Origin of the sequence: Chitinophaga cymbidii (assembly GCF_007992715.1) — a bacterium.
Classification (GTDB): Bacteria; Bacteroidota; Bacteroidia; order Chitinophagales; family Chitinophagaceae; genus Chitinophaga; species Chitinophaga cymbidii.
This window is the reverse complement of the sequence record NZ_BKAU01000001.1, coordinates 1,200,962-1,225,483: the sequence shown is the minus strand read 5'-3', so window position 1 is coordinate 1,225,483 and position 24,522 is coordinate 1,200,962. Positions and strand designations below refer to the sequence as shown.

The following is a 24,522-nucleotide window of genomic DNA, read 5'->3' as shown; positions in this document are numbered from 1 at the left end:
ACCTATGACACGACCGACACGGGCGCAACTGAACGAACTGGCCGATAAGTGGATGAAGGGCACTATTACGCCATCGGAAAGGGAGTTGCTGGACAAATGGTATGACCTGGACGCAGGGGAGCCCCTTGCCTGGGATGACGAGTCCGAAGAGCAGCTGGCTGCGCGCTTGCTGAGCAATATCAACACGCAGAAAAATCCCTCTTATTCTTCCGGAAGAAGGTGGCAAATCCCCGCTGCCGCCATTTTACTGATCGCACTGGGCATAGGCGCTTACTTATATGTTTCAAGATCAGATTCCCCCCGGCAGGTGGCTGTAACGGATAAAGCAATCAAACCCGGAAGAAACCAGGCGATCCTGACGTTGGGCAACGGGGAAAAAATTGTTCTTACCGATGCGGCCAACGGAGAGGTGGCGAGCCGCTCCGGCGTGAAGATTACAAAAACCGCCGATGGGCAACTGGTATATGATGCCGCTAATGCCACCGACGAAAATTCGCCGCTGGAATACAATTCCATAGAAGCCCCCGCAGGTGGACAGTGGCAGGTAAAGCTGCCGGACGGTTCGGTGATATTCCTCAACGCTTCATCGGGTATTACCTATCCCACACGCTTCGTTGGCAACGAAAGAAAAGTACAAATGACGGGCGAAGCATATTTTGAAATTGCGCCTGACAGGAAGATGCCGTTCCGGGTGGAAAGCCGCGGGCAGACAGTTGAAGTGTTGGGCACACATTTTAATATAATGGCCTATGCCGATGAAAAGATGATCAGGACTACGCTCCTGGAAGGATCTGTGAGGATCGTTACGGATGCGGAATCAAAAATGCTGGAACCGGGCGAGCAGGCGCAATTAGCGGAGAATAAGCTGAAAGTTGCCCGTGATGTGGACATGGAGGAAGTGATGGCCTGGAAAAACGGGTACTTTAAATTCAATGAAAGCCTCGAAAGCATCATGGCAAAGATCGCAAGATGGTACGATGTAGAGGTGGAATACCGGGATAAGCCCGCTTCAGACCTTACCTTCTCGGGAAAGATCTCAAGGTCGAGAGATATATCCGGAATTTTAAAGATGCTGGAATATACAGGGGATGTTCACTTTCAACTGGAGGGAAGAAAGGTGATCGTTACTAAATAAATATGCAGCCAGGGCGCTTCAAAAACCAAATCCCGACTGGCATCGGGACTTGGCGAACGTTGAGCGTACCTCTCCTATAAGGATTAAAATTTTTGACTGGAATCAAACATTTAAGGTCTAAACCCAACAAACCAAAATTATGTATTTAAAATTACATTTCAGGAGCCGTGGCCGCCGCCATGCTCTGAATCAATTCGTACTCGTCATGAAACTGCTTGTAATTCTGCTAACTACCGCATTTATGCAGGTAAGCGCAAGTTCCTCCGCACAGCGAATTACCATGAACAAGGTGAATGCCCCGCTGAGTGAAATAATTGATGAGATCAGGGCCCAAAGCGGCTACGACTTTCTGTACAATAACAAGGTGTTAAAAACCGCCCATCCTGTTACCATCGATGTCCGGAACGCAAGTATCGAAACGGTGCTGGCTATTTGTTTTGGCGATCAACCGGTAACGTACACTATTTCAGACAATTTTATTGTCATTAAGCGAAGCCGCACTAAAACAGTCATTCCCGCAGATATAAAGGGGAAGGTGACCGATGAAAAAGGAGCGCCGCTGCCCGGCGCTTCCATTAAGGTGAAGGGAACCAACCAGGCCACCAACACAGATGCCAATGGCGAATTTACCCTGAAGAATATTGAACCGGGAGCAGTGCTTGCAGTTTCATTTGTGGGTTTTGTTACGCAGGAAGTTCCCGTTGACGACCGCAGCGCCATACATATTGTATTGGTTGAAAATACCGAGGCGTTGAATGAGGTCATAGTAGTGGGATATGGAACACAGCAGAAAATTAACCTGACGGGCGCCGTATCCACAGTTGATTCGAAAAGTATCGAAAACAGACCGGTCAGCAATCTTGCCACCGCACTGCAGGGAACATCTCCCGGACTTATCGTTACCCGTACCTCCGGGCAGCCGGGCAACGAAAACATCGGGATACAACTGAGAGGGGCTACATCTGCCAATGGCAATGTGAACCCTCTTTTAATTGTAGATGGTGTTTCCGCGCCCATCGGCACCTTGCAATCCTTAAACCCGAATGATGTGGAGAATGTGACCTTTTTGAAGGATGCGGCGGCAGCGGCCATTTATGGCGCGCAGGCCGCGGGAGGCGTGATCCTGGTCACTACCAAAAAGGGCGTTGCGGGGAAAACGAAAATTGAATATTCCAACCTGTTCGGCGCCGACAAGATGTTGAACGTTCCCAAGCGGATGACCTTGCTGGAGGAAGCTTATTTCAGCAACCTGTCAGCAGAAAATGCCGGCCTGGCGCCCCCGTACCCCGCGGCGGATATTCAGCGGATCATTGATGGCGTGGAATATTACGTAGACCCTGTTGATACGAACAAATATGTTTACCTGAATCAAAAGGACTTTGTCAGCCAGACCATACGCGATGTTACCACGATGCAGACGCATAACATAGCCGTCAGCGGTGGAACGGACAAGTTGAACTTCCTGGTTTCCCTGGGAACCTACTCCAAAGATGGCGCCTTTAAAGTTGGGCCGGACATGCATAACCGCTACAACGGGAGGGTGAACCTGGGTGCAAAGCTCAGCAAGCATGTATCCATCGAATCAAGGATCTCCTATACGCGCAAGAGAACTGAAATGCCGTCGCTGGATGTTTCCGCATTGCTTTACCAGGCGCTTCGCCTCCGGCAAAAATGGCCCATATTCACCCCGGAAGGCAGGCTGAGCGGCGAGGGCTCGTTTTCCGCCAACCAGTCTTATGCTTACCTTAAAGAAGGCGGGTATAATAACCGTAACGATAATAATTTTGATGGTGTTTTTACACTTAAAATAGCGGATGTTGTAAAAGGCTTGCAGCTGCGCGGCATCTATGGCGGAACATATAACCGGTCAGACCGCGATCATTTCTCCCGCACGGTTGAGTTGTGGCAACGTTATTTCCCGGTGGCTTACATCAACCAGACGAATATGTTTGAAGTCACCCGCGGCGTGTACAATACCAATAACCTACAATTGCTGGCGGACTATTCGTTAAGCCTGGGAGGAAAACATAACTTCCACGTGCTGGCCGGTTACCAGTTTGAAGACAGCAGAAGCTCATCTGTTTACACTTCAGCGCAGAACCTGGCCAGTAATGACCTGCCGACGCTTGGTCTTGGTGAAGATGCCACCAAAACGAACAGCCAGACGATCAATACCTATGCATATAAGTCGTATTTCGGCCGGCTTAACTATAATTATCAAAACAAATATCTCTTCGAAGCAACCATCCGCACCGATGAAAGTTCCAGGCTGGCGCCGGGTTTACGGGTAAAAACATTTCCTTCCGTATCCGCCGGATGGAATATTCATAAGGAAAGCTGGTTCCCCGCGGGCTCCTTTGTTTCTTCATTGAGGCTCCGGGCTTCATGGGGACAATTGGGAAGCGCCCTCGGAAACATCATCGGCAACTATGATTTCATGAATATGCTTTCCCGGAACAATAACCTGGTATTGGGTGCGGGGGAAGACCGTACCATGTACTTCTATCAAAGCGTAGTTCCTTCCTCGAGCCTGACATGGGAAACGGTAGAAACCACCAACGGGGGATTTGATTTCGGCATGTTTGACGGCAAATTATCTGTTAGCGCGGACTATTACGTGAAGTTCAACAGGAACATGCTCACGCCCTTGCAATTGCCGGTCACCTTTGGGGTGGCTACGCCGCGTACCAACAACGGGGAACTGAAATCCTGGGGCTGGGAGGTGGAGGCGAATTTCCGGGACAGGATCGGAAAGGATTTTAGTTATTCGATCGGGTTCAACCTGTCAGACAACCAGAACAAAGTCATGAGCTATGCCGGAAGAAAAGTGGTGAATGCCGGCATCGTGAATATACTGGAAGGTTACCCATTGGGTTCTATCTGGGGATTTCAGACGGATGGATACTATCAATCGCAGGATGAAGTGGATAAAGCACCATTCTACAATGCCAGGACAGGCGTGGGAGATGTCAGGTATGTTGATCAGAACGGAGATAACCGCATTAATATTGGTGGCGGGCTGTTTGAAGATCATGGCGATCTTATCTATCTCGGAACGGATCAGCCACGTTATAATTTCGGGATCAATGCCGGATTTGAATGGAAGGGATTTGATTTTTTCGTCTTTTTCCAGGGCGTAGGATCACGGACTTTTTATGCAACCGTAAATACGGTGAATCCACAGGTGACGGCGCCGCGTCAGCCATTGGCCATTCATAGGGACTACTGGACGGAAGATAACCGGGATGCTGCTTTTCCCCGCCCGTATAGTGGTGGTCAGCATAATTACGTGTTTTCAGATAAATGGATGCTGGACGGAAAATATATCCGTTTGAAAAATATTCAACTGGGATATTCCCTGCCGGCCAGTCTGCTGCAAAAGGTCCATATAGCACGGGCCCGGATCTATTTTAGCGGCCAGGACCTTTTAACGTTTTCAGGCCTGGGTATTTTTGACCAGATCTTCAATCCGGAATATAACAATAACGTAGAGTTTGAATATCCATTTGCGGCCACTGCTTCCGTTGGACTGAACATTTCATTTTGATACGCACTTTAAAACAAACCGAACATGAGAAATCTATTATATCTTGTTATCTCGCTATGCCTGTTAAGCGCCTGCGATGTTGACAGAATCTCGGAAACCAATCTTAGCGACGGATCGTTCTGGAAGAGTGAGCGTGATCTGAAGGCCGCCACCAATTACCTGTACACTTTTCTGCCCAGCCTGCTGATAACGTCTGATAACTGGTCAGACGACGGGTTTGGTACGGCGCCACATACCATCAGTGATGGCACCAGGCTTGCGCCTGCAACATCCGGTGATTACAGCACGCCTTACAGGATCATACGGGCGGCATCCAATATTGTGGAGAAGGCATCATTGGCGGAAAGTGCGGGCGTGCCTGCGCAGATTGCGGATATATACGTAGCGGAAGCCCGCTTCTTTCGTGCATGGGCTTATTTTCAGCTGGTACAGAAATTTGGGGACGTTCCGCTTATTTTAGGATTGTTGAAAGAAGATTCACCAGAGCTGACAGCGCCCCGGACGCCGAAAGAACAGGTGTACGAAGCGATTTATGCGGACCTGGATGATGCCATTGCAAAGCTTCCCACGCCTACCGTAAGAGGAGTCGCAGGATATGGACGCATCACCAATACGGCGGCGCTGGCGTTTAAAGCAAGGGTGGCTTTATTTGAGGGCACCCGTTCAAAATTTCATCAGTATGGTGATCCGAACAAACATCTCTCATTAGCAGTGGCCGCCGCAAAGGAAGTGATGGAGAGCGGAGAGCATCAGCTGTTTGATAACTATTTCGGGCTTTTTCAATATGACGGTGAGGGCCGGCAGAACAGAGAGAACATACTGGTGCGGCAATACGGCAGAAATATTGCCGATAATATTTCCGGCTATAATTGCGGAACGCTGATAAACGGCGCCACGAACGCCACCAAGGCGCTGGTAGACGCTTACCTGATGAAAGACGGCCTTCCCATCGAAATATCGCCCCTGTATACCCCGCCCGCTACTTTTGCGGAAACATTTATTGACCGGGATGAGCGTTTGAACGCGACGATCATGAAACCAGGCGATCCATATTTCTACAGCGTCCCTTTCGTGGCGCCTACCCTGGTGTATCACACTACGGCATATTGTCCGCGTAAATTTGTGGATGCCCATACGGTCGGCACCGGCGTTACATTTATTGATTACCCGATTATCCGGTATGCAGAAGTACTGCTAACGTACGCCGAGGCGCTTTATGAACTGAACGGTGCCATTTCCGATGCGGACCTTAACGCCAGTATCAATCTTTTACGTGATCGGGCGAATTTACCCGACCTCACCAATGCTTTTGTGCAGGACAATGGCCTGAACATGCGCAACGAACTTCGCCGGGAACGAAGGGTAGAGCTGGCGATGGAGGGGTTCCGGTATTGGGACCTGATTCGCTGGAAGACCGCTGAAACAGAACTTCCCAAAGCTATTTTGGGTAGTTATTTCTTTGCGGACGAACCGGGTTTTTCAACTGCAAGCCCGAAGCTCACGCCTGATAATTATATTTTATTGCAAGCTGCTGCCAACAGGATGTTTGATCCGGAGAAAGATTATTTATGGCCTTTGCCGGTGAATGAGCTGGCGCTGAATCCGCAGTTGAAGCAGAATCCGTATTGGGAGTAGTATAACTGCACGGACCACCTGCGTTTCGTAATAATCGACACTGATGTAGCTGTTCATACTATGATCGGTATCGGATCGCTATGTGATCGCTGAAGGATCACACCGGGGTATGTGGACTTGATGCGGAGATGGTATGTTTTTCGTGTGGCTTTGAAAAATCTGCTGAGCGGGATATCCTGGCAATAGCAAGCCGTCCACAAGAACTGGCGCTTGAGGGGAATCTGACTGGAAATATGATGTGGGAGGGTATGATGTTCAATGGATAGTTACTCAACAAAATGCATCCGCTGGCGGGGAATGGCTTATTCCCGCTGGATGACGGGTGGGGAAGCTGTGGCCATTTTCTGCCGTTGCGCCGCTGTTGCCTGTTGCGTTGAAGCGTGTGCGGAGCCTGCCAGCGATTGCAGCCGCTGGTGCAGCATCGCCTGTTGCTGGTGTTCAGGTTTGTGGAAGACCTGCTTTGTCTGCGGCTCCTGCACGGCAATAATATCAGCGGCCAGGTACTTCCTGTTGAAGGACGCCCGGTTGCCGCACATGCCTCTTACCTGCAAGGCCACGATCAGCGTTCCCTTGCCGGGTACATCTACGTTGAGCGCTGCGCCTGCAAATGCCTCGCGGGTACCCAGCACGATCATGGCGGTTTCAGTGCCCGTCACCCGGCGTTCCCCGAAGTGGATGCGCGTAGCGATCACTTTTACTTCCAGCGTGGAGATGCCCCTGAACTGCGGCAGCGCCTGCGGCGGGATATGCAGTATCCCGTCCTCCGAAAGCGTGGGCGCTACGGTAAAAAAGCGGTCTGTTCCCGTATGCTGGTTGAAGCGGAAGCCTGCGATAGCTTCAGTGTTACGGAGGCCGCCTTTGATGATGGTTTTGTTGAGGCGGTTGATATGCCCACCGTCGCAACGCACATCGAGGTCATTGGCGAATGCGCCGCGGATGAGGCGGGCTTTGCTGCTGGCCGCGCCGAAGCGCTGTGCCGCGCGGCGGGTGGCCGTGGTCTGCCGGACGGATTCCGGCATGCTGCGGAAGTAGTGTTTACCGTCCCGGTAATAGCCGATCATATTGCCGGCTTTACCCGTGAAGGTGAACAAAGAAGTTTGTTTTGCCATGGGGTGCGATTTTGTTGATACATGAATATAACGTTTTCTTTTTTAGGGCCCAGCCGAATAGTTACGGACGATTATGTGAATTTATATTCGTCCATAAGTATTTAAAACAGTATATTTGTGGACAATTATAAAAAAATAAACTTGTCCATAACTTATGGCAGAAACGATCATCGGACGGTATGCCGAAAAGAAAATCCTGAAAGAGATGCTCAGTTCCAAAGAGGCGGAGCTGATTGCTATATTGGGACGCCGCCGTGTGGGAAAGACTTTCCTGATCCGAAATTATTGCCAAAAATATCTTGTTTTTGAATGCACCGGCATTCATGAAGCCGGGCTACCGGAACAACTATTCAATTTCAGCAGGTCACTGCAGCTGGCCATGCAATCGCCGATCCCGCCTGCTACTCCGGTCAACTGGGTACAGGCATTCATCTTTCTCAGCGACTTTCTTGCCACCAAACTGAAAGATCAACCTGCTGTTGTGCTGTTTGACGAATTTCCCTGGATACATACTGCCAAATCAGGATTTCTAACTGCCTTTGGCCACTGGTGGAACACCTGGGCGTCCCGCCAGCCTCAGCTGAAAGTAGTGATCTGTGGCTCGGCAGCGTCATGGATGATAGAAAATATCCTCCACAATAAAGGTGGTCTGCATAACCGGATAAGCAGGACTATCCGGCTCTTACCTTTTAGCCTGAAAGAGTCTGAAGATTACCTGATCAGCCGGGGGGTAAAATTGGACCATTACCAAATTCTACAACTCTATATGGCTATGGGTGGTATTCCCCAATATTTAAAACAGGTAGATAAAGGACAGAGTGCCCACCAGGTCATCGACAGGCTTTTCTTTGAAAAGGACGGGATGCTAAAAACGGAATTCAATGTTCTCTACCGCTCCCTCTTTGACAATGCCAGTCACCACGAGGCCATCGTCCGGGAACTTGCTAAAAAAGCGAGTGGCCTGAGCCGCACGGAGGTTATCAAAGCCTGCGGGCTCACCACCGGCGGTACAACTACCCGCTTATTTGAAGAACTGGAACAGTCCGGTTTCATCACGCAATACATTCCCTTTGAAAAAACTTCCCGGGACGGTATCTATAAACTTTCAGATGAATACTCACTGTTCTATCTGAAGTTCATCGATCGCGCCCGCGCTACGGGAGCCGGCACCTGGCATAAAATTTCGCAAGGCCAATCCTATAATAGCTGGAGCGGCTATGCCTTTGAAGCTATTTGTCAAAAACATGTACAGCAGATCAAGAAGGCACTCGGTATCGCAGCAGTGTACACCGAAGCCTCGGGCTGGCGATATACACCCAAAAAAGGGGAAGCGGGAGCACAGATCGATCTGCTGCTGGACCGGGCTGATCACAGCATCAATGTATGCGAAATGAAATTTGCAAATGGAGAATTTACCATTGACAAAAAATACGCGAATGAACTGGACAGCAAGGTGAAGGTTTTCCAGGCACAAACCAAAACGAAGAAGACGATCTTCCCTACCATGATCACGACCTATGGTACGAAGCAGAATATTTATTATACGGGGCGGATAGTGTCCGAAGTAAAAATGGAGGACCTGTTCAAATGACCCCGTTAAACTTCCACCCGTAGGGGAGTTATCGAACCTAAACATGGATGATGTATTAGCGGTGGAAGCCTTTGTTGACAGGTATAAGGGGCTGATTGCTGCGCTTTGACTGGAAATGCTATATTCTGTATAGAACAGTGCTAGGTTCCTTATGTCACTCTATTACTGTTAAAGTCGTTTTTGCCCCGGTTTTCGGGGGAAGTTGATACGCAAATTCGTTATCATTTTTTGAGGTATATTTATCTTTTTAATACCCTATACTACAAATATGGAACAAACAAAATCCTTCGTTAGAGAAGAAGCAGTTAGGTTGAAAAGAGCCTTAGATAATTTCATTGAATTTGGGGTAAAGAGTGAGCATAGTTTCGACATAAATTGTGAAATATTGAGAAACTATCTTATTGAACCCGTTGATACATCCGAGCAGTTTAAAGATTTATTTGATAAGTTGAAGTCTATGAGCGGCCCCTGTATCTATTGGGCTGATATTGTGGGCGAAAAGTTGACGAATGTGCAAATAGTTGAAGCAATGAGAAAATACGATATTAGCAATAACGAGACGGGAAAAAGGAGGCAGTTGCCTGTCATTTACAAGAGGATTAGGGATTCAAGGACGCTCTATGTTGGCAAAGTCAATGGCGGGATATGGGCGAGAGTTTTAACTCATTTTGGCTATCATTTAAATGGAAACCTGCAAGGCCTTCAGCTTTACCACTGGGCAAAAGACTTGGGATTGGTGATTAGGTTTAATATTTTGGAATTTGACGGGGGCTGTTTGAGACTATTGCCAGCTATCGAATACGAAATTGCGAAACAGAAAAGTCCTTTGATTGGCTCTCATTCAAGCTAATTTTCAAAGCTTAAATGTTCCTTTTTGTATCCATCGTACCAAGTTTGAAATTCGGTAAGTTTGTCAGGAAGCCTAGACCTTATAAATTTGTTTAATATATGCAGGCCGAAGTTGCATGTATTTTGTGAGACAATGTCAATGTCGGAATGATTTCTAAGGTGCATCATTTCCACTTTTCCCTCATAATTAAATTTGAATACCCCGCTATGCCTGCCACCAGAATGAACATTATTAGACCATGTACGATAATAAATTTCATAGAAGGTAAGCATTTTAAGCGTCCTTGCCAGTTCTTTGATTGTTTTAGGGCCATTGAATAGGGTGTACCATTGCGGAGGAGGCGAGTTTCTGTTTTTTCCTTTAATTCTTTCGATTTCGTCTATTATATTTTTGTGCTTGCCAGTTTTTAGCCACAACTCAACTTCGTCGTAAATTTCTGAATGTCTGTATTGAGATATGTCAATTGAATTAACCCACCCTTCCTTTTTAAGTATATCCCAATTTGCTATACCTGTTTTAGTTGTTAAGTCATACTTGCTATTTAGACTAACTGTTGTGTATCGTTCATGTATTAGATAGTTTAGCGAACGTCTATCAGTATCCTTTACAAAGATATAGTCAAGGTACAGGACTGTTTCAAATAGAGTTCGTAGTAATATTTTAGCAGTATCGGATGAACCTAACATTAGTAAGTTCGCAATTGAGTCCATTAAATCTAACGAGTGCCTGAACAAGGCAACCGGAGCAAGACATTCGTCTCCTTTCATCCTTGTTTGAAAGTCATGTGCCAGTATATTTGTTCCAAAATTTACAATTTCCGAAACCTGCTCGAATCTAAATTTGAATCCTGCGTTTAATACCCCGCCAGGAATTTCGGGTAGTATTTTACGGTCAGGGAGTGTCGACATTCCACTTTTTTTCAAATATAGCCATTTAGAACATCTGCTTAATTACCACCTTAATCATTTCCCTTTCAAATCTTCCATCAATTTGGGTATCTCTTTGCTGTAGATATTACGAGGTTTAAAGCCATCTTTAAATATCTTCTTAGCAATTGCCCAAGATATAAGGGGCGATTTTACTTCAGCATTTTTCTTTGATTCGTATAGCCAGAAAGTGCAGTTTGATGATATTAAGTGTTTCATTTTTAAGTAGTTATTAGGTTGCTAAATTTGAAATTCAGGTTACCGAAAAGGGGACTTAAAAATGGTGATGGTGGGCGAATAAAAAAGGACTTCCAGAGTAGTCCGAAAGTCCAAAATCCTTGTTGGTAGAGGGTCTTGAAAAATTGAAAAAAAATCTCTACAACATGCTCGTAGCCCGGACAAGAATCGAACTTGTATCTAAAGTTTAGGAAACTTCTATTCTATCCATTGAACTACCGGGCCATTCCGCCGTTTGCGGACGGCAAAAATAAGCGTTTTTACCAAATTTCCTTAAAATTTATGCGTAGATCCGCTCGATCGCGTCCCGGTACTTTTCCATGATCACTTTCCGCTTCAGCTTCATGGTGGGGGTCATTTCCCCGCCTTCCACCGTCCATTCGTGAGGCATCAGCTCGAATTTTTTTACCTGCTCGATGTGGTTGAACGACTGGTTGTACTTCTCCACGGCCTGTTTGTACAGCGCTTTGACCTTCGGGCTGGTGAGCACCGGCTCCGTATTGTTCTTGCGGGCCCAGTCCTCCAGGTTGCGGAAGTTCGGCACAATGAGGGCGCCGGTGAACTTGCGGTCGGCGCCGACGACCATGATCTGCTCAATGTAAGGGGATTCCCGGAATTTGTTCTCTATTGGCTGGGGCGCTACGAACTTGCCGCCGGAGGTTTTGAACAGCTCTTTTTTGCGGTCGGTGATCTTCAGGAACCTGTTGTTCACCAGCATACCAATGTCGCCGGTATGGAACCATCCGTCGGTAATGGCGTCCGCGGTGAGGTCCGGGCGCTTGTAATAGCCCATGGTTACGTTGGGGCCTTTGCAAAGGATCTCTCCATCGTCCGCGATCTTCACTTCCACGTTGCTGATCACCGGGCCAACGGTGCCGAACATACGATCTTTTTCTTCCTTGCGGTTCACGCTGATCACGGGCGACGTTTCCGTGAGGCCGTAGCCTTCCAGCACGCTGAATCCCGCCGCGGTGAAGACTTTCAGCAGCCGTATCTGGCAGGCGGCCGCGCCGGTAACGATGCACTGAAGGTTGCCGCCCAGGGCTTCGCGCCATTTGCTGAACACGAGTTTGTTCGCCAGCGCGAGCTGCGCATTGTACCACAAGCCCTGGTTTTTATTGATCTCGAACTCACGGGCGATATTCAGTGCCCAGAAGAAGATCGCCCGTTTAATACCTTTCAGCGCAATGCCTTTCGCCATGATCTTTTCGTAGACCTTTTCCAGCAGGCGGGGCACGGTGGTGAAGATGCCGGGTTTTATCTCGCGGAGATTGTCGGCGATCGTTTCCATGCCTTCGGCATAGTAAACGGACACGCCGGCATACATGTACAGGTAGGTGACCATTCTTTCAAAGATATGGTTGAGCGGGAGGAAGCTCAATGCCCGCGCATGTTCGTCCACCGGCAGGTATTCCTTGCAGGCGGTCATGTTGCTCATGATGTTCTGATGGCTGAGCATCACGCCCTTGGGGATGCCGGTGGTGCCGGAGGTATAAATGATGGTGGCGAGATGGGTGGGCAGGATGCCGTCTTTGACGGATTGCACCCGGGCTTCGTCTCCGGGTTGCGCCAGCGCGGTGATCCCGCTCCAGTGTTTCACGCCGGGTATTTTGTTGAAAGAATAGATGTCCAGGCCGGGGATGTCCTTTACCTTTTCGTACAGCTCGTGGCCTTGCACGAAAAGGATGCGCGCTTCCGAGTCTTTCAGCACATATTCCAGTTCAGGTTTGCTGATGGTGGGATAGATGGGTACCAGTACGGCGCCTGCCTGCTGGCAGGCGAGGTCGGTGAAGATCCATTCGGGGCGGTTGAAGCTGATGAGGGCTATTTTGTCCTGCTGCTCCACGCTCATGTTCCTGCCGCTGACGCCGAGGCGCAGCAATCCCGCGGCGAAACGGGTAGCGATCTCTGCGGTTTCGGCGGTGCTGTAGGTGCGCCAGGCGCCGTTTTCTTTGGCGGCCAGCATGTCATCTTTAAAATAGTGTTGTTGCTGATGTGTTACCACATCAAACAGGCGCGTGGGTTGGTGCATGATAGGAGGTTAAGCGCGGATGCTGCTAAAGGCCCTGGCGTTCTTTTTCCTGCTGCAGTTTTTCGTATTCACGGATCGTATCGCCGTAGGGGTCTTTATGGAATGCGCCGTAGTACTGGAAAGCGAGGCCGAGCCCCCATCCGAACATCGGCCATAGCGGCCAGGGAACATCACCGTGGGCGCCGGTCAGCAGCCAGATGATCCATAATGCGCCATTGATGATCAGGTAGGTCATCAGGTGATTCCGGAAGCCGGCGCGGGCTTTTGCAATGCGCCACAGCCGTTCGTCTTTTTCCTGGTTTGTTTCCATAATGAAGGCGTTTCCTACAATTTAAGAAAAAAATCCGGATTTTTTATCGGGTGATGATCTCGAAATGAATGTTCACGATGGAGTTGATCAGCTTGTCCTGTACGGATTTGTCCGCCCGGTAGGTCATGCCCCATTGGGTCCTGTCGATATTAAAATTCGCTTCCGCTTTCACTTTTCCATCCTGCAGCACGATCTTGGCGGGGAAGGTGATATTTTTGGTGACACTTTTCATAGTGAGGTTCCCCTTGATCATGTGCGTGGCGTCTTTCAGCAGTACGCCTTTATCTTTTTCGCTGGGCTGGTAGCTGCTCACTTCGGTGATCTCGAACCTGGCGGTGGGGAACCGCGCGGCGTCGAAGAAATTCTCGCCGCGCAATTCCTCTTCCAGTTTCGATTTCATATCCGGTTGCGGCTGCAGATCGATGTTCCGCAGGCTGTTGATGTTAATGACGAATTGTCCGCCCGTTAAAGTACTGTCCTTTTCATACAGCTGTCCTTCCAGGAAGCGGAAGGAGCCTTTGTGCTCGCCGGTGGGCTTGGTACCGATCCAGTAGAGGGTACTGGCGGAAGTGTCCAGCTGGTGGGCATGCCCTTCTTCCGGCTGTTTCACGGCCTGCGGGTCCGTTATCGCTGCTTTATCTGCTTTGGGGACTTGCTGGCAGGCCACTGCCAAAAGAAATGAAAAGAGAACCAATACTTTATACTGCATATGATCTGATTTTAGTCCACATATGTTCTGTTCCCCACCCACACAAACCGCTTCACGATAAATTCCTGGTTCGTGAAGCTGGCGTTGCCGGCCGGATTGCCGCCGGTCACATGAAAGTCGGAGAAGGCGGCGTGCTGGTTCATCCAGATAAAGCCGGTAAAGTTGAACGATACTGGTGTGAACACGCTGTTCATGGCCGTGGCGATGTTGTCCTTTACCGTTTCATCTGTTGTATACGCGCCGCAGGTGATCGCTCCGTGCTGCTCCGCCATCTTGCGGGCCAGCTGGATGGAATGGGCGGTGTCTTTTGTTTTGACGAGGAGGACGACCGGGCCGAACAGCTCTCTTTCAAAAATGCCGTGATCCGCGGAGCTGACCTCAATCACCGCGGGCGAGCAGGTGCGGGCGGCTTGATATTCTTCATTTACAACTGCTGTGCCATTCAGTAATATTTTGCCGCCAAGCTGCGCGGCGTCTTTTACCCGCTGCAGGGTGGCTTCGTTCTGGATGGCGCCCAGGGTGCCCGCGCCCATTTTTGGATTGTTCACCAGCGCGGTGATCGCGTCCCGGAATTTTGCGGCTACTTCATTGAAGCCGAGCTTGCCGTCCGGCGTGCCTACACCGGATTCGGGGATGAAAAAGTTCTGCGGCGCGGTGCACATCTGCCCGGAATACAGGCTCACGGAGAAGGCGAGATTCTGCAGTACGGCGTCGATGTCTTTTACGGAATCGAGGATGACGGAGTTTACGCCGGCTTTTTCGGTGAAGACGGTTTTACCGCGGCCACCGAGCGATTCCACGTAATTCCCGAAGCTGCTGCCGCCGGTATAATCGATCAGCGCTATCTGCGGATGTTCGCAAAGTTCTTTGGTGATGAGGTGGTCGCTGCTGTCCACAGCCAGCTGGCAGGTGTAGGGGTCCTGCCCGTTCTCTTCCAGCACCTGCTGTATAACGGCAACGGCTATGGCAATCGGGAGTACGGCTTTGGGATGCGGTTTCACGATCACGGGGTTGCCGGTGACCAGGTCCGCATACATTCCCGGCAGGGAATTCCACACCGGGAAAGTGGAGCAGCCGATCACCACGCCCAATCCCTTCGGAACGGCTTTGAACGATTTTTCCAGTTTGATGCTGAACTTGCCCATCGGCTTTTCCCAGTTCAGTTTTTCCGGGAAATGCTGCAGCTGCTGGTATCCCATGGCAATGGCTTCCAGCGCGCGGTCATTCGCGTGGGGGCCGCTGGCCTGGAAGCTCATCATAAAGCTCTGGCCGGTGGTATGCATGGTGGCATGCGCTATCTCGAAGAAATGGTCTTTGATCTTTTCCAGCGTTTCGGTGAGTATGTTGGCCCTGTCTGCTACGGACAGCGCCGCCCACCGTTCGCCGGCGCGTTTGCCGGCGCTGACCAGCTCGTCTACCGCAATAACGGGATAGGTGATGCCCAGCGGCTCCTGCGTGTAGGGTGAAACTTCCTCGCCGGCCATTCCTTCCATCACCTTTTGTTTCAGGCGGGTGAAAGGCTGGTTCAGCTGTTCTTTGAATGCCTGCCCGCCTTTTGCGGGCGCTTCTTCACCGTAAGCTTTCGGATGTTCGGGGTACTGGGCATAAAAAGTCCTTTCGTGGTTGGCTTTTACCGCGTTGTCAATAATGTTTTGGTGTTTTGTGATCAGCATAATCTATGGTTTAGGATGTTGTTCCACCTACTTGATCGTGGCGATCTTGCCCGTATTGTAAAACTCGTCTTCCCGGAGCTTCAGGGGATGGTTCCGCTGCCATACGGAGAACGCATCGTAATCGGTCTTGTGCAGGGTGGTCCATGCCTTGTATTCCGCCTGGTTGGCCACCGGGCCGAATATCCACTGGTTGTAGGCTTCGAACATGCCGTCTTTCAGCAGCCTGCGCTGAAAATCGAACAGGGCGTACGGATACCGCAGGCCGTAGAAGTTGTACCAGTCCAGCAGAAACCTTGTGCGCAGCATGATCAGCGATTCCGGTTCTATGCCGGTGGTGATCACGCTCACCTGTTTGGCCATAATGCCTTTATAGGCATCCATGAAGCCGTTGTCGGAATTCTTTTTACCTTTTTTATCGGAGGATTCACCGGGGATGGAATTAAAGATGGCGGGATCATCGAAAAGTTTTTTATAACATTCGATCACGATGTCCCGTACTTCCGCGGTGCGGGTGGTATAACTTTCGAGGTTGATGAAGGTTTCGCCGTAGAGGATGGCCCAGATGGGCTCGTTGGTCCACAGGTAGCTGCGGGCGGCGTTGTAATAGTTGCCGGGGAAATTGGGATCTACCTCAATGCCTTTCACCCACTGGCGCAGGGCGCCGTCGAAGTTCTTCATGTTCTGGAGCAGGTCGCCGTAGTCGTTATGCAGCTCGCCGCTGTTGGGGAATTTTTTCAGTCCGCGCACGTAGAGCTTTTCCGCGCCTTTCCAGTCCTGCTTGCCCTGGTAGATGTTGCCGGCGATCTGGAAGGTATGGATGTCCGCGTCTTTTTTATCGACGAGGGGAGACACCACGGTATAAGCGCGGTTGATATCTCCTTTGAGGTAATAGGCGAAAGCCAGGTCCCTTTTCAGTTCGAGGTCGTCGGGTGATGTCTGGATCGCCTGGTTCAGTACCAAAATCGCATTGGCATAGTCGCCGCTGCGCAGGAAGCTGCGCGCAGTGTTCTGCAGATCGTTGTTATCCTGCGCGGCCGCCCATTGCAGGGTAAGGATGCCGGCCAGCACAAGGGACCATCTTTTAGTTACCTTTTGCCATTCCATCATTCCATGCGTTTTTGTAAATGTAAGAAAAAAGCGTTGACCCCGGAGCAAGGCGGGGCCAACGTTTCAGATGAATTTTAGATCAGATGCGTCAGCAGGCCGTCGCGCAGCTTGGGTTCAAACCAGGTGGATTTGGGGGGCATTACATTGCCGCTGTCCGCAATATCGAACAGTTGCTGGATCGTAACTGGGTAAAGGGCGAAGGCCACTTTCATCTCTCCGCTGTTCACTCTTTTCACCAGCTCTCCCAGTCCGCGGATGCCGCCTACGAAGTCGATGCGCTTGTCCGTGCGCGGGTCTTTGATACCGAGCAGCTTGTCCAGCACATTATTTTGCAGGATGGTCACATCCAGGATACCGATGGGATCGGTGGTGTAGGTGCCTTCCCGTGCTACGAGGCGGTACCAGGTACCGTCCAGGTACATGCTGAATTCATGCAGCATGGAGGGTTTCTGCTCGTGGTGGCCAACGGCTTCCACAGTGAAATCATATTCGAGGCTGGAAAGGAACGCTTCCTTGCTGTGGCCGTTCAGGTCTTTTACAAGGCGGTTGTAATCCAGGATGGCCAGCTGGCTGGCGGGGAATATGGTGGTGAGGAAGTAGTTCAGGTTCGCTTCGCTGTCGATGGGTTCGCCGGAGGCTTTTTGCACCAGTGCGGCGGATGCGGCGCGGTGGTGGCCGTCGGCGATATAGGTGGCGGGCACTTTTTCCGCGAAGAGCTGTGTGATCTGGTCACCGGTCTCCGCCGTATCTATCACCCAGATGGTGTGGGAAATGCCGTCTTCCGCCGTAAAATCGTATGCCGGCGCATGCTGCTGTTGCCAGTGGTCGATGATGGCGTTCAGCTCGGGCACGTCCTCATAAGCCAGGAATACGTTGCCGGTCTGCGCGCGGGTGGCGGTGATGTGGTTGATGCGGTCCTGCTCTTTTTCGGGACGGGTGAATTCATGTTTCTTGATGATGCCGTTGTTATAGTCACCGATCGATGAAACACATACCAGTCCTGTCTGGGAGCGCCCGTCCATCACCAGTTTATAGATATAATAACAGGGTGTTTCTTCATGGAACAGTGTGCCGCTTTCCCGCAGCTTTTGCAGGTTTTCCGCGGCTTTGGCGTACACGGCTTCGCTGTGGATGTCCGTACCTTCCGGCAAGTCTATCTCGGATTTCGAAACGTGGTAGAAGGAGTTCGGGTTACCGGCAGCTTCTGCGGCGGCTTCTCCGGAATTCAGTACATCGTAGGGCCTTGCGGCTACCTGTTTAGCGAGCGCAGGCTGTGGACGTAATGCGCGGAACGGTTTGATGATTGCCATGATCGTGTAGTTTCAGTTAAGAGGCGTAAAAATAGTAAAAGGAGCGGGGTATAAAAAAAGACTGCCACATTTACTGCGGCAGTCTTTATATATAATATTTTGTTATGCCTCTATGCTTTCTTCAGCGAGAAGAGCTTCATGGCTTCCACCATGGCTTCCACGCTTTCGAGGGGCAGGGCATTGTACAGGGATGCACGGAAGCCGCCGGACAAGCGGTGGCCTTTGATGCCAACGATATCTTCTTTCTTGCAGAACTTCAGGAATTCTTCTTCCAGTTCCGGTTTGTCGATGGTAAAGGTGACGTTCATCCTGCTGCGGTCTTCTTTGGCAACGTTTCCGCGGAACAGCGGGTTGTGGTCGATCTCGTCGTACAGCAGCGCGGCTTTTTTGGCGTTGATCTTCTCGATGGCTGCTACGCCGCCCTGGCCTTTGAGCCAGCGGAGGGTGAGCATGGAGATATATACGGCGAACACCGGCGGGGTGTTCAGCATGGAACCATTTTCGATATGCAGCCTGTAATCCAGTATGGACGGGATCTTGCGCGTTACTTTACCCAGCATGCTCTTTCTTACGGCTACCATGGTAGCGCCTGCAGCGCCCATGTTCTTTTGTACGCCGGCATAGATCAGGGCGAAGCGGTTAAAGTCCATCTGGCGGCTGAGAATATCGGAGCTCATGTCCGCGATGAGCGGCACATCCGTTTCCGGTATCGTTTGCCACTGCGTACCATAGATGGTATTATTGGTAGTGATGTGCAGGTATTTGGCTTGCTGGGGTACCGTGAACTGCTTTGGGATGTGATTGTAATTCGTTTCTTTGGAGCTGGCGATAACATCTACATAACCGAACTGTTTTGCTTCCTTGATGGCTTTGTTGGACCACACGCCGGTATCCACATAGGCGGCCGTTTCACCGCTTTCCAGGAGGTTCATGGGAACCTGCATGAACTGGGTGGTGGCGCCTCCGTGGAGGAACAGCACTTCGTAGTCGTCTTCCAGCTGCATAAGCTCCCGGGCAAGACTGCGCGCTTCTTCCATCACGGCGGTGAATTGCTCCGTGCGGTGTCCTATTTCAAGGATGGACATTCCCGTACCGTCAAAGTCAATCAGCGCTTTGCTGGCTTTGTACAGCACTTCGTTCGGTAATACAGAAGGACCTGCATTAAAGTTGTGCACCTTCATGTTGCGATCTAAATTGAATACGTTTTCTTGTTCCACTTTCTATGGTTTTTCGAAGGAATTGGTAAAAAATCGCGGTTGCAATAAAATATAAACCGGAAGGATTGGTCAGTGAGGACAGGTTAAAAAGACAGATAGAGTGCCAAAGATAGTTCTTTCTTTGGTAATCTTAATGCTCCCTGCCAAATATTTTCCGCTGTTGCCAGAGGCTGTCCAGCTCCCGTAATGCTTCCTGTGCCTGGCCTGCGGGGTTTCCGGTCCCCAAGGCGGCAAGCGTTGGCTGCCCGGCATCTACCCAGGCGGTATACCAGCAGGCTGCCACTGCTGCAACGGCCCCCCGCATGCGGCGCTCCACCATATCGCCCAGCAGCGCCTGGTAAGCCCGCACGTAGTCCGCCGAATAATTGCGGACCAGCTTCCCTTTGCGGATCTCGTAGGCATAACGCCTGTCTGCCGGGAAACGCAGGCTCAGCTGCTTTTCCAGCCAGAGCACCGTATCCGAGGCCCCGGCGCTTTCACCGATCACCTGCCAGGCGAATGCCCGGAAGTCCCGTATGTAACCGGCTTTCCCGGTCCAGTAATCAAAATGTTTGTCCGCCAGCAGCTCGGGGATGCGCGATTCCCACAACCCGTGTATCCCGTGCTGCCCCGTCAGCTGCCCGTTGTGATTGGAGCAGGCGTGCAGCGGCACGTGCGCGTCCGCCATGTAATGCCCCAGCTCGGAAGACAGGCGGAGGATGCGGGCCTGGTCCCCTGTCATGAATGCTTTTGTGAGCCGCGCCATCATGCGCTCCATGTGCCAGGGGAGGATGCCGTATCGCTGCAGGGTGTCTGCCGTGAACTTTTCCACGGCCTGCGGCCAGGTGCGCGGGATGTTGAGGAAACCGTAATGGTCCACATCCAGGTAGTGCCTGGCCCCCTCTTCCGGTACCATGTACCTTCTTTTATCCGGCGCTGTGGACAGCTGCACGATGTATTCGATGTGCGGCTTGTACAGCGCCATCATTTCAGGTGGCAGGGAAAATACCGTCAGGCGGTTGATCCGCTCGTGCCCGAAGAAGCCCCAGGCCATGGAAGAAGAACTGATCAGGAGAAACGCCGCCAGCAGCGTTGCCGTGTTTCTAAACAATGGATGCATACGTAAAATTGAATTACGGCTGCAAGGTCGGACTATTTTTAAAAAAGAACACGTGCTGTTTGATGTATCGCGTTCATATCGGATGAGTGTCAGCTGTCTTTACCGATTCCGTAATATTCGTCACCCCGCCGGACACGGCGAACTTCATCGCCTCCCCGGCGGAAATGTTCGTCAGCGGCCGCACCTTCCCCGCCGGCACAATGAACACCTTCCCCGTAATCGCATACGCATGCGGCACGTACACCGCCAGGTAACCCTCCAGCCCCAGGCTCCTCACATCGTTCTGCGTAATAAACCCCATTTCCCACACGTCCACACCATACACATTCACCAGCACCGGGTGGTCGAACTTCTTCTTCTCACCCACAAACGCATCAAACACATCCTTCACCGAAGAGTAGATATATTTAATAAAAGGTGTGCGCTCCAGGATGTGATCAAACATATCTATCAGCCGCCCGATGATGAACGAGGAGCTCAGGTATCCAACGAAGACAATGAGTATCAGCACGATAGCAAATCCCACCCCCTTGTAACGCAGGAAGTTCATGGGATGGTCCGCCGGGATCAGGTCCCGCGGCAGCAGGTTGTCGATCGTGATAAAGCCCCAGTACAGCGTGAACGCAGTGATACCCATCGGCGCCAGCACCAGCAGGCCCTGGAAAAAGTAGCGCAGTATCCGGGACAACAGCACTTTAAATCTCAATTTTGGAGACATAGTTGATATGGTGTTGAAAGGGCAAAGGTAAGGAATACAGGGCGTTTTAAGCCTTTCAGGACCTCATATGGATGACGAACCGCATTTGTCATAAAATTCAAAAAATAAATACTGGAAACTTTGGCAGTTTAAATAGTTTCCATAGTTTTGTCGCCGTATTAAAGCATATAATGGAAGTACAAGAGCGAATCCTCGACACGGCGTTTCACCTTTTCAGGCAATACGGCACCCGCTCCATCACGATGGACGACATTGCCGTAAGAATGGGAATATCCAAAAAGACCCTGTACGCGCATTTTGCGGACAAGAGCGACCTGGTGGTGAACGTGATGAGCCGGCACCTGAAGCTGATGGAAGATCAGTGCATCGAAGACCGGACACGTGCGGAGGACGCTGTGGAAGAACTTTTCCTGGTGATGAAGATGCTGGAGGAAAAGCTGCGGAACATGAACCCGGTGGTGATGATGGACCTGCAGAAGTTCCATGCCAAGGCTTACCAGCTGTTCGACAAACACAAGAACGTGTTCATGCTGGACACCATCCGGGAAAACCTCGTGCGAGGCATCCGCGAAGGGTTGTACCGGGCGGACCTGGACATCGACATCCTCAGCCATTTCCGCGCGGCTTCTTCCATGTTCTGCTTCCAGCCGGAGCTTTTCCCGATGAGCGGCTATGATATGACGAGAATACAGCGCGTGCTGCTCGAACACTTCCTGTACGGAGTGGCCACGCTGAAAGGATATCAACAGATAGAAAAATACAAAAGCGAAAATTACCCTAAATAAACACTGAGAATTATGCACTTTAAATGGAAGCTCATCGCTCTCACGGGCATGATGATGCAATTATTAACCTACGCTTATGCTCAGCAGCCGTCGGATACCGGGACTACCATGCGTTTTTCGGCAAAGGAGGCAGTGAGTTATGCGCTGGCGAATCAGTATGCTGTACGCAGCGCAAAACTGGACGAGTTGAAACAGCTGGCCATCAATAAGGAAGTGAGCGGCCTTGCCCTTCCGCAATTGTCCGCCTCCGGCCAGTTTCAGGACAACCCGATCATCCAGAAGCAGTTGCTGGACGCCTCCAACTTTGATCCGAACGTGCCGAAAGGAACACTGATCCCCTTCGCATTCGGCCTGAAGTATAACGCGGTAGGTACCGTCAACCTGAACCAGACGCTCTTTGACCCGAGCGTACTGGTAGCGCTGCAGGCCCGTAAAACACTCGAAGAGCTGGCCCGCAGGGGAGTGCAGAAATCAGAAGTAGACGTGAAAGCCGAAGTGTATAAAGCCTATTATAATGTAGTGGCGGCAGACAAGGCGCTCGCCATTCTCCAGGAGAACATCACCCGCATGCGCAAGTCGCTGGACGAAACAAAGGAGATATACAGGAACGGGCTGGTGGAAAAGCTGGATGTAGACAGGCTGGCCGTGCAGATGAATAACCTTGTTACGCAGGAAGTAAGCCTGAGAAACCTTCGCGACGTGGGACTCGCCGCGCTGAAATACCAGATGGGCATGCCGATCCGGCAATCCATCGAGCTGACGGACACGCTCGGCACCGAAGAGATCAAAGCAGTGCTGGATCAAAACCAGGGCTTCGCCTACCAGCACCGCATCGAATACCAGCTGCTCGAATCACAGAAAAAAGCCAATGAATATAACCTGAAACGCTACAAGTTGCAGGCGCTGCCATCGCTGTCAGCCTTCGGCACCGGCGGCGTTTCAAGGCAGAGTAATGAGTTCGATTACCTGCAGTCGGAGCTGTGGTACGGCTACGTGTCCTGGGGGCTGAACCTCTCCATTCCCATCTTCAATGGCATGCAGCGTAAAAGAAAAGTAGACCAGGCCTGGATCGATGTGAAAAAATCAGAACTGGACCTCGAGAACATGCGGAACACGATCGACCTCGATCAGCAGAACGCCTCCATCACCCTCCGCAACAATATCAAAACGCTGGAAAGCCAGCAGGAAAACATGGAACTGGCGCAGGAAGTGCTCCGGATGACGAACATCAAGTACACGGAAGGCATAGGTTCCAGCCTGGAAGTGATCACCGCGGAAACCTCGCTGCTCACCGCGCAAAATAATTATTTCACCGCCCTGTTCGACGCCATGGTGTCCCGCATCGACTACCTGAAAGCGTTCGGCAAGCTCTAACCATCAACTTTACATCTGCCTTAAAATCTATCATAACATGACCAGAAAATATTTCACTCTTCCGCTGATCACTTTAATCCTGGCTGCCTGCGGCGGCGGTGGCGGCAACAACAAGGCTGAGCAACTGCAAAAGCTGAAGCAGGAGAAAGCCACGCTGGACCAGAAGATCTCGGCGCTGGAAAAAGAACTGAAATCCGGTGATTCTTCCGTGAAGATGAAAACCGTTACCATCGCCCCCATCGAAAAAACAACATTTGAACATTATATAGATATCCAGGGCCATGTGGACGCACGGGAGAACGTAAACGTGTCCGCACAGCAACCCGGCATCATCAAAGCCATCCTCGTGCGTGAAGGACAGCAGGTGTCTAAAGGGCAAACGCTGGCGCAGCTCGACAATAACGTGCTGCAGGCCAGCATCGCAGAGCTGCAGACCCGCATCGACCTCGCCAAAACACTGTACCAGAAACAGGAAAATCTCTGGAAACAGCAGATCGGCTCGGAAGTGCAGTTCCTGAATGCCAAAAATCAATACGAAAGCCTGCTGCGCAACAAGAAAACAATGGAAGAACAGGCCGAGCTGTCCCGCATCGTTTCCCCGATCTCCGGTACCGTCGATGCCGTGATCGCCAAGCTGGGCGACAACGCCGCGCCCGGCTCACCCGCGTTCCGCGTGGTGAACAGCACCAACCTGCGCGTGGTGGCCAATATCGCGGAATCATTCGGTGGCCGCGTGAAAACAGGAGATGAAGTGATCGTTTCTTTCCCGGACATCAACAAGGAGATCCGCACCCGCATCGGCTTCGCCTCCAAAGTGATCGACCCGCTGAGCCGCACCATCAACGTGGAAATTCCGCTGAAAGCGGACAGGAGCATCCGCCCGAACATGATCGCGCTGCTGCGCATTGTGGACTACAAGGCCAATGACGCCATCGTAGTGCCGGTAAGCGTAGTGCAGTACTCTATGGGTAAACCTTATGTGCTCACCGTAAAAGGCCAGGGCGACAAGCTGCAGGCCGTACGTAAGAATATCGAGATCGGCCGCACGTATAACGACAAAGCGGAAGTGAAATCCGGCCTTGAAGCGGGAGAAAGGATCATCACCACTGGATTCCAGGGATTGAATAACGACGACTTCGTGAAACTGTAAATGGCGTA

General features: G+C 51.0%; 19 protein-coding genes and 1 tRNA gene. 8 read left to right on the top strand and 12 right to left on the bottom strand.

Annotation, left to right across the window (positions count from 1 at the left end; all coding sequences use genetic code 11):
* Nucleotides 1-4: 4 nt before the first annotated feature.
* From CCY01nite_RS04775 to CCY01nite_RS04765, 3 genes are all read left to right on the top strand, one after another.
* Complete coding sequence (locus tag CCY01nite_RS04775; RefSeq protein ID WP_146858299.1) at nt 5-1,135, top strand: FecR family protein; 1,131 nt, start codon at nt 5-7, stop codon at nt 1,133-1,135.
* Nucleotides 1,136-1,340: 205 nt separating this feature from the next.
* Nucleotides 1,341-4,682 (top strand): TonB-dependent receptor, encoded by a 3,342-nt coding sequence (locus CCY01nite_RS04770; RefSeq protein ID WP_186830908.1) that lies wholly within the window; start codon nt 1,341-1,343, stop codon nt 4,680-4,682.
* A 24-nt stretch (nt 4,683-4,706) separates the two neighbouring features.
* Nucleotides 4,707-6,317, top strand: a complete 1,611-nt coding sequence (locus CCY01nite_RS04765) for a RagB/SusD family nutrient uptake outer membrane protein (protein ID WP_146858297.1) — start codon at nt 4,707-4,709, stop codon at nt 6,315-6,317.
* 302 nt (nt 6,318-6,619) lie between these two features.
* On the opposite strand, the gene CCY01nite_RS04760 is transcribed toward CCY01nite_RS04765, so the two are convergent.
* Nucleotides 6,620-7,426, bottom strand: a complete 807-nt coding sequence (locus CCY01nite_RS04760; RefSeq protein ID WP_146858295.1) for a hypothetical protein — start codon at nt 7,424-7,426, stop codon at nt 6,620-6,622.
* A 154-nt stretch (nt 7,427-7,580) separates the two neighbouring features.
* On the opposite strand from CCY01nite_RS04760, the gene CCY01nite_RS04755 reads away from it, so the two are divergent.
* Both CCY01nite_RS04755 and CCY01nite_RS04750 read left to right on the top strand, forming a co-directional pair.
* Entirely contained in the window at nt 7,581-9,017 is a 1,437-nt protein-coding gene (locus CCY01nite_RS04755; RefSeq protein ID WP_146858292.1) for an AAA family ATPase, read from the top strand.
* Between the two features lie 268 nt (nt 9,018-9,285).
* Nucleotides 9,286-9,867 (top strand): hypothetical protein, encoded by a 582-nt coding sequence (locus CCY01nite_RS04750; protein WP_146858290.1) that lies wholly within the window; start codon nt 9,286-9,288, stop codon nt 9,865-9,867.
* On the opposite strand, the gene CCY01nite_RS04745 is transcribed toward CCY01nite_RS04750, so the two are convergent.
* From CCY01nite_RS04745 to CCY01nite_RS04690, 11 genes are all read right to left on the bottom strand, one after another.
* The gene (locus CCY01nite_RS04745; protein ID WP_146858288.1) at nt 9,864-10,775 is read right to left on the bottom strand and encodes a DUF5677 domain-containing protein; all 912 of its coding nucleotides are present in this window, start codon (nt 10,773-10,775) and stop codon (nt 9,864-9,866) included. The two genes, CCY01nite_RS04750 and CCY01nite_RS04745, sit on opposite strands and share 4 nt — an antisense overlap.
* Before the next feature lie 408 nt (nt 10,776-11,183).
* A tRNA-Arg gene (locus CCY01nite_RS04735) sits at nt 11,184-11,255 on the bottom strand.
* 55 nt (nt 11,256-11,310) lie between these two features.
* Nucleotides 11,311-13,062, bottom strand: coding sequence for an AMP-dependent synthetase/ligase (locus tag CCY01nite_RS04730; protein WP_146858284.1), 1,752 nt, complete (start codon nt 13,060-13,062; stop codon nt 11,311-11,313).
* Between the two features lie 25 nt (nt 13,063-13,087).
* Nucleotides 13,088-13,372 carry a 2TM domain-containing protein gene (locus CCY01nite_RS04725; RefSeq protein WP_146858282.1) on the bottom strand — a complete coding sequence of 95 codons (285 nt, stop codon included), beginning with the start codon at nt 13,370-13,372 and terminating at the stop codon, nt 13,088-13,090.
* A gap of 43 nt (nt 13,373-13,415) precedes the next feature.
* Nucleotides 13,416-14,081 (bottom strand): YceI family protein, encoded by a 666-nt coding sequence (locus tag CCY01nite_RS04720; protein WP_146858280.1) that lies wholly within the window; start codon nt 14,079-14,081, stop codon nt 13,416-13,418.
* An 11-nt stretch (nt 14,082-14,092) separates the two neighbouring features.
* Nucleotides 14,093-15,754, bottom strand: coding sequence for a phenylacetic acid degradation protein PaaN (gene paaN, locus CCY01nite_RS04715; protein ID WP_146858278.1), 1,662 nt, complete (start codon nt 15,752-15,754; stop codon nt 14,093-14,095).
* Nucleotides 15,755-15,781: 27 nt separating this feature from the next.
* The gene (locus CCY01nite_RS04710; RefSeq protein WP_146858276.1) at nt 15,782-16,861 is read right to left on the bottom strand and encodes a tetratricopeptide repeat protein; all 1,080 of its coding nucleotides are present in this window, start codon (nt 16,859-16,861) and stop codon (nt 15,782-15,784) included.
* A 74-nt stretch (nt 16,862-16,935) separates the two neighbouring features.
* Nucleotides 16,936-18,171, bottom strand: coding sequence for a DUF1015 domain-containing protein (locus tag CCY01nite_RS04705; protein WP_146858274.1), 1,236 nt, complete (start codon nt 18,169-18,171; stop codon nt 16,936-16,938).
* Nucleotides 18,172-18,281: 110 nt separating this feature from the next.
* Nucleotides 18,282-19,388, bottom strand: a complete 1,107-nt coding sequence (gene serC, locus CCY01nite_RS04700) for a 3-phosphoserine/phosphohydroxythreonine transaminase (RefSeq protein WP_246129846.1) — start codon at nt 19,386-19,388, stop codon at nt 18,282-18,284.
* Nucleotides 19,389-19,518: 130 nt separating this feature from the next.
* Complete coding sequence (locus CCY01nite_RS04695) at nt 19,519-20,487, bottom strand: zinc dependent phospholipase C family protein (RefSeq protein ID WP_186830907.1); 969 nt, start codon at nt 20,485-20,487, stop codon at nt 19,519-19,521.
* 73 nt (nt 20,488-20,560) lie between these two features.
* Nucleotides 20,561-21,205, bottom strand: coding sequence for a DUF502 domain-containing protein (locus CCY01nite_RS04690; RefSeq protein ID WP_146858273.1), 645 nt, complete (start codon nt 21,203-21,205; stop codon nt 20,561-20,563).
* A 170-nt stretch (nt 21,206-21,375) separates the two neighbouring features.
* Between CCY01nite_RS04690 and CCY01nite_RS04685 the strand changes: the two genes are divergently transcribed.
* From CCY01nite_RS04685 to CCY01nite_RS04675, 3 genes are read left to right on the top strand one after another with little or no spacing between them, the layout of a single operon-like run.
* Complete coding sequence (locus tag CCY01nite_RS04685) at nt 21,376-21,990, top strand: TetR/AcrR family transcriptional regulator (protein WP_186830906.1); 615 nt, start codon at nt 21,376-21,378, stop codon at nt 21,988-21,990.
* Between the two features lie 12 nt (nt 21,991-22,002).
* A complete protein-coding gene (locus CCY01nite_RS04680) occupies nt 22,003-23,364 on the top strand; it encodes a TolC family protein (protein ID WP_146858269.1) in 1,362 nt (453 codons plus the stop codon).
* Nucleotides 23,365-23,401: 37 nt separating this feature from the next.
* Nucleotides 23,402-24,514: an efflux RND transporter periplasmic adaptor subunit gene (locus tag CCY01nite_RS04675; RefSeq protein WP_146858267.1), complete on the top strand. Its 1,113-nt coding sequence runs from the start codon at nt 23,402-23,404 to the stop codon at nt 24,512-24,514.
* The last annotated feature ends 8 nt before the right edge of the window (nt 24,515-24,522 follow it).